Source organism: Paenibacillus sp. B1-35 (assembly GCF_050474385.1).
Classification (GTDB): Bacteria; Bacillota; Bacilli; order Paenibacillales; family Paenibacillaceae; genus Paenibacillus_B; species Paenibacillus_B alvei.
Map to the genome: position 1 here is coordinate 219475 of NZ_JBCHVJ010000005.1, position 14046 is coordinate 233520.

Sequence of the window (14046 nt, forward strand, 5' to 3'; positions counted from 1 at the left end):
CACTTTCATGGTGTGTGTAATAGAGATATAAGAGATATATCTACTTCAACCAATGTTCGCGGTAGATCAACTCAGAGAACAAGCTGTTCGACCAAGCGAACCATTCGCGTGTGAACTGTGCAGGATCGTCCACGTGGAAGCCTTCATGCATGTATCCTGTGCCTGCATCTGTAGTCGTGAGCAGCTCGATAAGGGATGCAATCTCTTCCTGGGAGCTTGCTGTCAAGCCTTGCATTGACAAGGCAATATGCCAAATATATTGATTCGGCGTATGCGGACTGCCGATACCCTTAGCTGCTTTACCGGAGTAGAAGTAAGGATTCTCTTCACTCAGAATGAAGCGGCGTGTATTTTGATAGATTGGATCGTCTGCCGTTGTATAACCAAGGTACGGAATCGCGAGCAAGCTAGGCACGTTCGCATCGTCCATCAGGTTATAGTTGCCGAAGCCGTCTGTTTCATAAGCATAGATTTTGCCGTATTTCGGGTGGTGGAAGATGCCGTATGCTTGAATGCCTTCGTCGATTTCTTCCATCAGTGCGTGAGCCTTCGCTGCAAATGGCGCATCTTCATAGACTGCAGTTGCGATTTCTTCCAAGTAGCGCAGCACTACAACCGCGAACATGTTGGAAGGAACCAAATAGCCGAATGTGCATGCATCGTCACTTGGACGGAATGCAGACCATGTCATGCCTGTATAGTTGACCGGCATACCCATGCCATTATTCTTCAACGTATCTGTCTTGCGGCAATCCATCCGCTCGAAGCGGTATGGCGATTGCGCAAAGTGACGCTGTTCCGTCGTCCACAGATCCATAATGATATGAGCAACCGTTTTGTATTCACCATCAAAGAGGGAAGTGTCCCCCGTCTCTTTCCAATACAAATAGGACAATTGAAGCGGATAGCATAGAGAGTCAATTTCATACTTGCGTTCCCATACCCAGCCATTCAGCTTCGTTTGGTCACGGTGATGAATTTCATCCAATGCTACTTCTTGTTCATTAAATGCATTCGCATAAGGGTCAATTTGAATATATTTCAGCTGCTTGCGCACCAGCCCGGCAATGACGCGTCTTACATCCGCATCGTCCTTCGCAAGCGGCATGTATTGGCGTACCTGTGCGCTGGAATCGCGCAGCCACATTGCAGGGATATCCCCTGTAAAGACGTAGGATGTACCGTCTTCATGCAGCTTTGTTGTCGTTTGCAACGTATTCGGGAAGCAGTTCAAAAACTGCTCCATCAATTTCGGGTTATGGGCCAATTTAGTCTTTGCTTCTTCCATCACGCGAAGCACAGCTTGCGGTAGACGTTCCATGTCGGCTCTCTCCTTTTCACTTTTGATCACGACGCATTTCGGGAAGCGATTCGACATCGAATCTTGCATTCAACCTCGAAGAATTAATGCTTTCGGCGTATGTTTCCTTCAGAAACATTTCAGTTGCTCATATAGTCTCGCCTACATCCGCTATTCCTTACAAGTTTTGCAGAGTAAAATTCCGCTGCGAAAGCATGCACTTTAGGGTCTTGCAACCTTCCCGGTGCTGAAAAGTGAATTATTTGTATTATAGCAAATAAGATGATTAATATATCAATTATATTGTAATGATTAGGATGTGAAAAAACAACCAATTGTTTGTCTAAAATAGAACACAATCAGGTGAAGCGAAGCGCTTCACCTGATTTGGATACAAAGGGCTATTCATTTCGCTTTGCACGTTGTCGTCATGCTCTAGTTGTCAAGTCTGCTGCTGGACGAAACTCATTTACGCCCGATATGGATTACTTCTTGGATGCTTTCCAAGCATCCAATTGAGCTTGCATTTCAGCCATTACTTTGTCCAAGCCAGCTTGCTTGAATTTCTCAATCGCTTTTGGAACGTAGACTTTAGGATCCACGGAACCAGTAAACAAAGATGCATAGAATTCTTCTTTTACGTTTGTCAAAGCCGTAACTTCTGATTTCACATTATCAGCATTGAAGTGGAAGCCGAGAAGCGGCGCATTTTTCGCAGCATCGTTGAACTTCGCGAATTGTTCCCATTTATCTTTAGGGTCAGTAGGCAACTTATCCAAGATAAAGAAGTTACCAAGTGTAAATGCTGGCATATCGTAGCCCTCTGTCTTAGCAGGTAAGTATTCTACTGTGCTATCATCGATACGTTTGTAGTGAACGTCTTCGATACCGTTGTTCACCAGGTTGCGCAAGTACTTGTCAGAGTTAAGCAAGTTCAAGAATTGCATTGCTTTCTCTGGGTACTTGGAGTTCGCGGAAATACCGTGCATGGAACCCATTACAGACCAGTTGTATACATATGGCTCAGTGTAAGGTGTAGATACAACTGGGTAGCCCAGCGTTTGAGACCATTGGTTGTCTGCGAACGGTTGAGTGTCCGGCATATCAACGAACCATTTGCCTGTTTTCATTTCATCGCCGTTAGATGCTGTAGCTGCATCTTTCTTCAAATAACCTTTTTTGTAGTAGTCATGCATGGTTTCGAAGCTCTTCATCATATCTGGTTGTTCCAAAATATTAACTAGCTTCAAGTCATTCGTATCTGTCAGCGCCACGCCGATTGGCAAGTTTTCGTTCACCAAGTCGTAAGGAATGCCGAATTTGAATTGCTTATCAGCAGACACTGGATACAATCCAGGCTCGCCTGCTTTCACTTTTGCAAGTACTGGCTCCAAATCTTCCAACGTCTTGATGGATTTGATGTCGATATTGTACTTATCTACATATTGCTTGTTGAAGCGGAATACTTTTTGAGCCGGAAGCTCTTTATTTACAGGAATCGCGTATGTTTTACCTTCAATTTTTGCACCTTCCAAGAAGGATGGGTGAACGTTTTTCTTAATATCTTGGCCATACTTGTCAAGCAGTTCATCCAGTTCGTAGAACGCGCCTTTTTTAGCGTTTGTTACATAATCAAATGCCCAGGAACACGTGAAAGCGATATCAAAAGGTTCCCCAGAAGCGGCGATTACTTGCATCTTTTGGTTGTAATCGCCCCAGTCGAACATTTTCATTTTGATTGTTGCACCGATTTTTTCTTTCGTGTACTCGCTGACTTTTTCCATTACTTTGTCAACGTCTTTTTGCGGAGTACCGATCGTGTACCAGATCAGTTCTACTGGCTTTTCGTCTTTTTTGTCTCCTGATGTGCCAGCCGCTTCTTCTTTTTTACTTCCGCAACCTGCGAGAACCAAAGATGCGACCATGATGAGGCAGAATGTCATCATCAGCATTTTTTTTGCCTTAGCCATTTTGTTACCTCCCCTTTTTGAACCACGCTGGATGTTTATATTATTTCCAGAGGCGGCAAGATCATTTGCCGCCGTCCGGGAATAAACGTTATGGTAGTAAGAATTATTCTTTTACTGCACCAATCGTCAAGCCTTGAACGAAGTAGCGTTGGAAGAATGGGTAAGCACATGCGATTGGCAATGTTGCCAGTACGACGAGTGCCATCCGTGTTGCTTCCTGCGGCAACGTTCTGAGCATTTCGAGCGATTGACCGGATGAGTTCAACTGAGCGTTTGACAGCAAGAACTGCATACTGTTCTCGATGCGCATCAGCATGGACTGCAATGGAACGAGTGACGGATTGTCGATATAGAGCAAAGCGTTGAACCAGTCGTTCCAGAAGCCCAATGTCGCGAACAAACCAATTGTCGCAATCCCCGGCAAGGAGATTGGAAGTACAATCGTAATGAATGCCCGCAATTCGCCAGCACCATCGATCTTCGCGGATTCGATAATCGCATCCGGTACTGTCGTGTTATAGAACGTACGCATGATGAGTACGTAGAACGCGTTCATAATAAGGGGCAAGATAAGCGCCCAAATCGAATCCTTCAAGCCCAATACTTGCGTGATAACCATGTACGTCGGTACGAGACCGCCGTTGAACAGCATCGTAAAGAATGCGATGAAAGAGAAAAATCCACGGTACGAGAAATTCTTGCGTGATATCGCATAAGCATACAAGCTAATAACCACCAAGCTGATCAACGTACCAACTAATGTAATGAAGATCGTAATCCCGTAGGAATTGAGCAGCTGATCTCCTGCCTTGAAAATGTACTCATAAGCAGAGAAGCTCCATTTTTCAGGAAACAGTGTGTAACCCTTGCGTGCCAATGATTCTTCATCCGTTAACGAGATGACGATAACGAAGAGGAATGGGTAGACACACATAAGAGCGAATGCACCGGCGATAATATTGAACAACAGGTTCGTACCTCTGGACAACTCATGAACGTCACGATGTTTAGTCTTACGCAAAGTCATTCCCCCCTAACCTAGAACAACGCATTGTCTTTGTTGAATTTTCGAACGATCCAGTTCGAGGTCATGACAAGAATGAATCCGACTAATGATTGATACAAGCCAGCTGCCGTACTCATTGCAATTTCCCCTGTCGCCTTCAAACCGCGATATACGTAGGTATCGATTACGTTCGTTACCGCATACAACGGACCAGAATCACGCGGGATTTGATAGAACAAACCGAAGTCTGCGTAGAAGATCCGTCCCACAGCGAGCAGCGTCAAGATTGTAATAAGCGGAGTAATGGCCGGTAATGTAATGTGGCGAATTTGCTGCCACTTGTTCGCTCCGTCAATCATCGCTGCTTCATAGTACGTCTTGTCAATGCCGACAATCGCCGCCAAGTATACGACACTGGAATAACCTACGCCCTTCCAAATATTCAGGAATACAAGGATGTAAGGCCAGTACGTCGTATCGGAGTACCAGGACACCGGGTCTTTGCCCATCCAAGTCAGAAATTGGTTCAATACGCCTTTATCTACGCTCAAGAAGCTGAATGTAAAGTAACCGACGATAACCCAAGACAAGAAGTGAGGCAGGAACATCCCGGTTTGATACAATTTTGCCAACCGTTTATTCACAATTTCGCTCAAGATGATTGCCATGGCTACGGCACATACGAGACCGAGAACAATGAAGACCAAGTTGTATAGTATCGTGTTTCTTGTAATGACGTAAGCGTCATTCGTTTTGAAAAGGTATTCAAAATTTTTAAACCCTACCCATTCGCTCTGCTGCAAGCTAGCAAGGAAGCCGTCTCGGCTGAAACGATAGTCCTTGAAAGCGATCACAGTTCCGAACATTGGCAGGTAGGAGAAGAACAAAAACCACAAGGCTCCCGGAAGAACCATTAGTAGAAAGATCCGATTGCGGTTTAAGCTCCGAAAGGCGTTCTTGATGAATTGCATCCGATCATCCCCCGTTGCTGTGTTGTACTTATAGGGTAACTCAACTGATGCGCTTCCAATAGTCAATAAACTTTAGATTTGGTGTACAAAATAAAGAAAGGGCTTACACGGCGTCACTTCACCATGGATGCCCTTTCCAATGCTGGTTATTATGACAATTCTTTCGCTGCACTATGAATCTCTCGGTACTCCTTCGGAGAGATGCCAACGTACTTTTTGAACTGCTTGTAGAAGTAGCTCTTATCCCAATATCCAACCTTGGCTGCAATATCCGTCATTCGATAATTGGTTCCCGTCAACATTTCCTTTGCCTTGTTGATCCGTGTCTTATTCAAATAATCAGAGAACGTGGATTGAACCTCCTTCTGGAACAACTGTCCCAAATAGACCGGGTTAATATTGTACACCTGACTGAGCGTCTTAAGCGACAGCTCCTCGGCATAACGCTCTTGAATATCATGCAGCACCTGTCTGACAACAGGGCTCATATCCTCCGGTTCGTTCATCAGCTCAATGACATGGGCAGCAACTTGCAAGACATGATCCTTCAAGGCTTCCAGTGTCTGAATATGATACACATCATCGAACCAGTCCCTCTCATCGTTCAGTTGCAATACCGATGACCCCTTCACAGACTGCTTCCAAGCGATGAGCAGTTCCACGGCAAAGTTCCGCATATCGCGCGGAGTGACGCCATCTGTATCAGACAATCGTTCAAAGTCCGCTTCAAGCTGCGTATTCAACCCGTCCTTATCTCTCGCGTACAGAAGCTTCACATACGGCTCCGTCTCTGGCTGAACCGATGCCGGTCGCGACGAACGATAGCTTTCGATTTCATCGCAATCTATAAGACTGTCATCCACTCTAACAAGATGGTACGGCTGTACCTGCTTTGCATGATCGAAGCTGACAGAAGCCTTGGCGTATCCCTCCTGCACGCTGCCCACGGTCACTTCAAGCACGGATTGCAGCTTTTGCTCTGTCTCTGCCTTCCATCGCAGCAGCACCTCGATTGCTTCCTGCTTGTCCTCTCGCTTATACAATCCAAGGACAATTGCCGTTTCTCCATCCCACTCGCGAACGCAAAATCCGCCAAACTTCTCTTCCAATAGATGCTTCGCCTGAGTAGCAACCTCATCCTGCTTCATATAGTCCATTTCATTGTCCTTCCGCACCTCTGGCCGAACAAGTACAACCATATAATAAGGATGAACGAAATGGAGATCCAACAAATCTGCCCGCTGCTGCAGTTCTTCCATATGAATCCGGTCACGCAGCCAGCGGAATAATACGTTATCCCGCAAGATGTCGCGGTTATGAAGCTCCACCATATGGTGCATGCGCGATTGATCCAGCTTCTGTACCGTGTTCTCTAGTGTAGAGCGGAATTCATCGATGTTGATCGGCTTCAGCAGATAGTTCTCGACTCCGTGCTTAATCCCTTCCTTTACGTACACAAACTCATTATATCCACTCAATATGATGAAGCGCGTATGCGGATGAACCTGCTTCACCTTCTCAATCAACTGCAGTCCTGTCATCTTGGGCATCATAATATCCGTCACAACCAAGTCGACCGGGTGATCCTTCAGAAGATCCCAAGCGGCCTCCCCATTTTCCGCTTGCCCAACAATGCGGAGTCCATAGTCATTCCACTCTAATATAGATTGCAATCCTTCAATAATAAACGGTTCATCATCGACTAAGAATACATCGTACATCTATATCCCCCCAACTCTAGTCACACGAAGTTTGCTTTTCATGATGAAGTAGTGGTACTAGAAGTGTTCATCCACGCTATTATTGCAGCGGCACCCGGACGGTCGCCGTTGTACCTACGTGCAAGGTACTGTCTATCGTCAATCCATATTGTTCACCGTACAGAATGCGGAGACGTTCCTGCACATTCTTTAATCCGAGTGAGCCATGATCCTGAATGTTCGGCTGCTCCAAATCCCTCTGAATCTCCTGCAATCGTTCTGGTTCAATCCCTTTTCCATTATCCGCCACCCGAATAATAAGTTCACCCTCATCCTGAGCAACCTCAATGCGGATATGATTATCATTTCGATCCAATACAATGCCATGGACAAGATAATTTTCAATTAGTGGCTGAACCGACAGCTTCATCGTATTATAGCCGCCAAGCCGTTCATCCATTTGAATGGTAAATTGCAGCTTGTCGCGGTAACGAATTCGAGTGAGCTCTAAATACCGGCGGCAGTTTTCAATTTCTTCATTTACCGTGATGATTGTCTTGTCCTTCACCATATGGCGGAACATCGCTGCCAAACTGTAGATCATTTCCCCAACATCATGAGCGCCTTTGGATACGGCCCGCATACGGATTACTTCTAATGTGTTATATAGGAAGTGTGGCTTGATTTGCGCCTGCAAGGCAATCAATTCCGCATGCTTTTGCTTTAGTTCAGACTTATAGACCTTATTAATGTACTGTTTCAAGTCCTCACACATCTGATTAAAGCTTCCCGCGATAAGTCCCAGTTCATCTTCGCGTGTAACCGGAAGCCGTACATTCAGATTGCCTTCCTGTACCTTCTTCATCGCCATTACAATCGTCTGTGTACGGCGGGATAAATGGAGCACGGAAAGGTACGTCACCATCAGAACAGCAAAGATACAGAGAGTCGTGACGATGCCAATCGTGTTCTTTAATCCTGACAAATGATCAGTAATAGCCGCCTCCGGGAGTGCGCCTACGACATACAACCCCAGCTTGTTCGTCTGGGAGACGGTTACATAGGAGGACTTCCCATTCAGTTCAATCGACTGCGGCTTATTCCGTTCAAGCTTGGACAGCTCATCCACATTGGCCCATTTCACCGCATCCTGGTCTTGCGAGGAGGGGTATATTACATCCCCCTTCTGATTCAGCACGAGCCATTGCTCGCCTCGAAGTGAGTATCCGATCTGACGTCCAATTCCGTTCGTATTGAAATCAATCGTAATGTGCCCTGCTGTCAGCAGGGATTCCGGGCTGCTCACACGATTCGTGACACTAATGAGCGGCAGCTTCTCGGATTCCGACTGAATCACATTTTCCTTCATGGGAATTGGGCCTTGCCCCTGCTGCCCCTGTTGCCCTAGCCGCTTCGTCTCCTCCTGTTCCATCATATCGACCAAGCGATCAGAGGGGCGAAACACAGGCATATCCTGTATATCGGCCGAATTATCTTCCTTTTTACTTTGCTTCATATAAGAAGTAACTCGCTGTCCGAAACGATCCATTTTCCACTGCATATTCACCTGCGGATCCTGACTCCAGTCATAGAGACCGCCCTTCGCTCCATCGCCAGTATACATATAAGCGAACTGCTTTGTAGGACTGATAAGATTAATATTTTGCAGGTCAGGATCCTTCCAGAATTGGAGCATAAAAAATTCCTGCATTTTGCGCACATAGAACACATTGCTGGAACTGTAAGCATCCAAACGATAGCGGATATACTGCTCATACCCTTCATTCAGCAAGTAGACTGTGTCCTGAATGAGCAGATTATCCTGGTACACCTGCTGTACAATCGCCTGAGCAAGGTCGTTCTTCTGATCTATATAGCGGTTAATGGTATCCACCGTACGCTGCTGCTCCATCAATGCATTGCTGACATCTTTACGCGCAAAAAATTCATAGGCGAATACGGATACCGTTACTAATGAAGCAACCGCAATCAGTGAGTACATCGCAATTAATTTATTAAACAGCTTCTTTTTAAAGTGCTTCTGATACATTTGGTGAAACGGTTTCAACAAGGCTTATACCCCCATCCCTTGTCGGCACACGAGCTCGATAGCGGTTCGGTACCGCTTTCTTTTTCTTGTTTAGCACATCCACACCTGAAAGATTGCCATTCAAACCAGATGCGTCTTACTCAAGCTTTATAATATCATAATCAATATATTGAACATAACTCTAAGTGTAAATCTATTGTTGCTGGTAGTTCTGTATCTTGATCCTACTTCTATGATTACATATATACAACACAAACGATATCTTTTAAAATTATCAATATATTCCAATTAGGGATACATAACGAAACCCAGCCTCCCTAAGGAAAGCTAGGTTTTATTGCGGCATCATTCAGCCATTCGCAAGCTGATCGGAGAAGTAGATTTCAATTTCCTTATTTATAAGGCGGAGCAATGTACAGCGATTCCGTACCGCGCCGAATAACTCGTCGCGCTCTCCCTGATGAAGCCCATCTGCGTGAATGAGGAACGTAATATATAGAAGCTTGCCCTCGCCACTCCGTTCATCCACCGCGTCTACATGAAGAGACTCCAAATTCCAAGCCTTCTCCGTCACATAGGCACGAATCGATTCTGCTACTGCAAATGCTAGGCTCATCATCCATAGGTCAAAAGGCCCAGCTACCACACCTGCTTCCGAAGTCTCTCCTGCCCCTTTCAAGAGGATTTGAGCATCGCCACAGCTTCCTGCCCATTCATTCGGTTTCATTTCCTTTACATGAACTCGCACAACTGTCACCTCTCCTCTACCCAATTCCATTAGCACAGTCATCTCCGCGCCCAGCTTGGGTTTGCTTAAACTGTTTCCAGCAAAACTTCAATCCTATTGCGACACAATTTTTTGTCTACTTACATTTCCATCTCATTTTTTTGCATTCTCCATCCGTCTCTTTATCCTCATTTCCCTCGCTGCAAAAGGGTTAACACTTCGGTTACAGTTTAGTTACAGTTTTGTCATTTTCAATACTTCCAGACTATTGCCAGCTTTTTTAAAATTATGTTAGTCTGGTTTTGTCGATTTTTTAGTAATCAATTTACATTTTTAACAGCTGAGGAGGAGATGTAGTGAAGACCGCCATACGGACTGCCCTTGCTGCAAGTGCAGTCATCGGATGCTTGCTGTTTGCAGATAGCTCACTAGGCACAAAAGCCTTTGCTGCTAGCGAAACGAAGCAAGCCACGATCCACGTCAACGGAAATGCCTTACAATTTACCGATATTATACCCATTATTGATGAAAATCAAAATATGTATGTCCCAGTCCGCAGCTTTGCGGAGCAAATGGGTTACTCCCTGTCGTGGTCCGCTGTCAACTCCAGCGTGAACAATATTGAAATTTCGAATGGCACAACGACTGTCCGTTTTCGTTCAGACAGCGCTTCTGCCGATGTGAATGGCGATACAATTAACATGGGCGGGAATCCTTGGGTATACAAAGATAATACATATATTCCGTTTCGCTTTTTGATGAACTCATTTGATTTGGATTTTGTGTGGACACCTGATTATTTAAATAGCATCCCTCGCATCGATCGCAGCCCGCAAAAAAAGGTTGCTGCTACGTCATCTGCACAAAGTGTGGCTTCCCGCATCATTAATACCGGACGCAGTTACTTAGGCGTTCCTTACGTATGGGGCGGAACATCACCAAGCGGCTTCGACTGCTCTGGATATATTCAATACATCTACCGCAAGCACGGGGTATCTTTGCCGCGAACATCTCGCGAGATGTATAGCGCAGGGTATCGGGTGAGCAATCCAATACCAGGCGATCTCGTATTCTTCGCGAGCAACGGAAGCACAATCTCTCATGTTGGTGTCTATATTGGCAACAACCAATACTTGAATGCTTCTTCAGGCAAAGCTTATCAAGTCGTTGTGACCAGCATGTCGTCCGCATGGTCCAAGCGCACTTATGTAGGTGCCAAACGCGTTCTGTAATAATCATACGACTTTTTTAGCCCGCATTAAATGCGGGCTTTTTATTGTCTCCCTACCTTTATAAATACAAGAGATACAAACAAATATGATCAAGACTACACAACCGTTGTGTTTCATCATGTATCCCTTATGCAGTCTTCCAATACTCTCCTATGCTCATGATAGTAACAATCGCCCTGAACTAAAATTTACAAACGTCCGTATTCTGAAGGTACAGAGCGCTCAAGTATAAATTTGGCATGAAAACGGTGTCATTATGACGGAATTGGCACATTGTCCGCTTTAACATTATCTGCTACTCTCGAATCAAACTCACTTCCTGTACCTTCCACAGATGAATTGCCGAGTTTCAAGTTCAGCATTCCATTGATACGAAAGAAAGCTTATCACCTTTCGCGCATAAGGAGGAACAGCATGAAACTATCTATTGGCGGATTTTCATTCAATAATTTGCGAGTCGAGGGCAAGATGGACATCTTCGCCTATATCGAAACCGTCTATAAACGGTATCAATTACAGGGTATCGATTTCTGGAACGCATTTTTCGCTGATACGACACGCCCGCTATGGCAGATTGCGGATGACGATATGCTGCACCGAATTCGACAAGCACTTGTTGAGCGTGAAATGAATCTCGTCAACATTGCGGTCGATCGGGCCCATATTTGGGATCCAGATCCTGAGATACGAGAGGCGCTTCATCAAAATGCCCTCGCCCATCTTCGTGCAGCCGAAATTATGGGCGCACAATCCGTGCGAATTGATGCTGTTCTTCATGGGGACGACGTGCTCAGTGATGAGGCGCTTGAATATATCACGATGCGATATCGTGAATACGCACAGCGTGGCGCTGAGGGGGGATACTGGGTTGGACCAGAGAATCATACTGGCTGTGCGCTGCAGCCTGATACACTGGTTCGTATCTCTGAAGAAGTCAATCATCCGAATTACGGCATTCTGCTCCATATTGGCCGCTGGAAGCCGCCTGGTGATTCCTTTTCGATTCGCAACGCCACGCCGGGAACATGGGATAGCTATGCAATCGAGGGCGACCTACAGGCAGCGCCATGGGTACGACATACCCATGTAGATTACCGATTGATTGAATCGCCAGATGCCAAGGATCGGTTAGCATCGCTCAAGAACGCCGGCTACAACGGATATTGGGCAATTGAATACAATGCGCCGTATGATCAGTTGGCTGCCATGGATGAGGCTATTGGGAAGCTGAAAGGGCATCTGGCTTCACTGTCTGCGTAACAAGTAGGCATAGTGCATTACCTGTTCTGGCGCCGCATTCCTTCATAGGGTGCTCTCACATGCAGCCAATCAACTTAGAACGGAGAGTAAAGGGGATAACGAATAACGATGGAATCAAAGCGTATTGCCGTCATTGGAGTAGGTCAGATTGGCAAGCATCATCTGGATGAATATGCCCGCGTCGGCGGTGCAGAAATTGTTGCGCTGTGCGATGTCAATGAAGCTGAGGCACGCCGTGTAGCCGAGCAATATCAAGTCCCTCACGTATATACGGACTTCCGCGAGCTGCTGAAGCGTGACGATATCGAGGCCGTCGATGTATGCCTGCACAACAACTTCCATGCACCAATCACCATTGCTGCATTGGAAGCAGGCAAGCATGTCTATTGCGAAAAGCCGATAGCAGGCTCTTATTTCGACGGAGCAGCTATGATCGAGGCCGCAAAGGCAACTGGACGCATGCTGCATATTCAACTAGCTACCCTGTATAATGCGGAAACAAAAGCCGCAAAAACATTAATTGATGATGGGCAGCTCGGCAAGCTGTACCACGCCCGTTCAACCGGCTTCCGTCGCCGCGGACGCCCTTATGTCGACGGGTACGGCACACCGGCCTTCACCCAGAAGGCAATCGCTTCTGGCGGTGCCTTATACGATATGGGCGTCTATCATATCACCCAGCTTCTGTACTTGTTAGGCATGCCGCAGGTTACCCGCATCAGCGGCCAAACCTATCAAGAAATGGATATGCTACAGGAGCGCCGAGAAATTAGCAAGTTTGACGTAGAAGAGCTTGGTGTCGGCCTTGTGAAGTTCGAGGGTGGGCTAACCCTTGATATTATCGAAGCATGGGCGATCTATCTGGACGGCTTTGAAGGCAGCAGCATTGTAGGCTCGAAGGGCGGGCTGCGCATGCCATACCATACGAGTCAGGCCCAGCATCCATTCACCTTCCATAATACCGTGTCGGATATGGACTTCAATACGGCGGTGGATGTGCATGCGATGAACCACCGCAGACACCTTCTTAACCCAAATGAATGGGCGTATGACTCTTCCCAAGGACACTGGATCGCGGCATTGAAAGGCATTGTACCTTTGCTTCCTACTGCGGAGTTGGCGTTGAATACGATGCTGATAAGTCAGGGCATCTACATGTCTAGTTCACTCGGGCGTGAAGTAACCGCAGATGAAATCATTACCGGGTCGGTATCTACTGCAGTCCATATTTAAGGATTTCCATACCTTTGCCCGGTGTTACGGCATAACGAAAAGGCAGGATCATGGTGGTGCATGATTCTGCCTTTTTCCTTGATTCTGATGAACCGCTGCATCTGACTTACTAATTCTCATCTCCGATGACAAAAAACCGGACTCTCCGAAGAGAATCCGGTCGATGCAGCTAAGATAAGCTGTCGGTATCCATCTATAGATTATCCGATAGTCAAGACCTCGTGCTTGGCAGCAAGCTCAACGAACGTACCCATACCGGAAATCTCCCCTGTTGTTAGAGTATCAGCAATCCCATAATGATCGACACAAGTTTTGCAGGCAAGCACCGGCACGCCAAGCTTCTCAATCTCAGCCAGCTGTAAGGACGCCAATGACTGTGAAGTCAAGGCGAGAACGCCGCGATTCATGCAGAAAACTGCTGCTGGAAGCTCTTCCTGTTGTTTAACGAGCGTCAGGAAGGTTTCCAAAATTGTGGCGCCGAGACCATTCTCAGCAGCACCAATTGTATCTGATGTCAGTAAAATGACTTTGCCTTTCATAGAAAGACCTCCTTCATCTTCGCGCCTGCACGATGTGCCGTCTGTCCAATCGGCACAG

Annotated in this window: 11 protein-coding genes; 3 read left to right on the top strand and 8 right to left on the bottom strand. The window is 46.3% G+C overall.

The window, feature by feature from the left end; genetic code table 11:
• Window positions 1-40: 40 nt before the first annotated feature.
• From ACQ5BJ_RS17670 to ACQ5BJ_RS17700, 7 genes are all read right to left on the bottom strand, one after another.
• The gene (locus ACQ5BJ_RS17670) at window positions 41-1321 is read right to left on the bottom strand and encodes a glycoside hydrolase family 125 protein (RefSeq protein WP_289356649.1); all 1281 of its coding nucleotides are present in this window, start codon (window positions 1319-1321) and stop codon (window positions 41-43) included.
• A gap of 464 nt (window positions 1322-1785) precedes the next feature.
• The gene (locus tag ACQ5BJ_RS17675; RefSeq protein WP_262866490.1) at window positions 1786-3270 is read right to left on the bottom strand and encodes an ABC transporter substrate-binding protein; all 1485 of its coding nucleotides are present in this window, start codon (window positions 3268-3270) and stop codon (window positions 1786-1788) included.
• 103 nt (window positions 3271-3373) lie between these two features.
• A complete protein-coding gene (locus ACQ5BJ_RS17680) occupies window positions 3374-4297 on the bottom strand; it encodes a carbohydrate ABC transporter permease (RefSeq protein WP_040735609.1) in 924 nt (307 codons plus the stop codon).
• Between the two features lie 11 nt (window positions 4298-4308).
• Window positions 4309-5247, bottom strand: coding sequence for an ABC transporter permease (locus ACQ5BJ_RS17685; RefSeq protein WP_163979942.1), 939 nt, complete (start codon window positions 5245-5247; stop codon window positions 4309-4311).
• 149 nt (window positions 5248-5396) lie between these two features.
• Complete coding sequence (locus tag ACQ5BJ_RS17690) at window positions 5397-6968, bottom strand: response regulator transcription factor (RefSeq protein ID WP_171416101.1); 1572 nt, start codon at window positions 6966-6968, stop codon at window positions 5397-5399.
• A gap of 79 nt (window positions 6969-7047) precedes the next feature.
• Entirely contained in the window at window positions 7048-9018 is a 1971-nt protein-coding gene (locus tag ACQ5BJ_RS17695; protein WP_268620964.1) for a sensor histidine kinase, read from the bottom strand.
• A 328-nt stretch (window positions 9019-9346) separates the two neighbouring features.
• Entirely contained in the window at window positions 9347-9775 is a 429-nt protein-coding gene (locus ACQ5BJ_RS17700; protein ID WP_289356650.1) for a hypothetical protein, read from the bottom strand.
• 305 nt (window positions 9776-10080) lie between these two features.
• On the opposite strand from ACQ5BJ_RS17700, the gene ACQ5BJ_RS17705 reads away from it, so the two are divergent.
• From ACQ5BJ_RS17705 to ACQ5BJ_RS17715, 3 genes are all read left to right on the top strand, one after another.
• A complete protein-coding gene (locus ACQ5BJ_RS17705) occupies window positions 10081-10956 on the top strand; it encodes an NlpC/P60 family protein (RefSeq protein ID WP_171416096.1) in 876 nt (291 codons plus the stop codon).
• A gap of 414 nt (window positions 10957-11370) precedes the next feature.
• A complete protein-coding gene (locus ACQ5BJ_RS17710) occupies window positions 11371-12216 on the top strand; it encodes a sugar phosphate isomerase/epimerase family protein (RefSeq protein ID WP_430111749.1) in 846 nt (281 codons plus the stop codon).
• Between the two features lie 108 nt (window positions 12217-12324).
• On the top strand, window positions 12325-13449 hold the full coding sequence (locus ACQ5BJ_RS17715) for a Gfo/Idh/MocA family protein (protein WP_289356652.1): 1125 nt from the start codon (window positions 12325-12327) through the stop codon (window positions 13447-13449).
• 200 nt (window positions 13450-13649) lie between these two features.
• Here ACQ5BJ_RS17715 and ACQ5BJ_RS17720 read toward each other — a convergent pair whose 3' ends face one another.
• Window positions 13650-13988, bottom strand: a complete 339-nt coding sequence (locus ACQ5BJ_RS17720; RefSeq protein ID WP_171416091.1) for a DsrE family protein — start codon at window positions 13986-13988, stop codon at window positions 13650-13652.
• Between the last annotated feature and the right edge of the window lie 58 nt (window positions 13989-14046).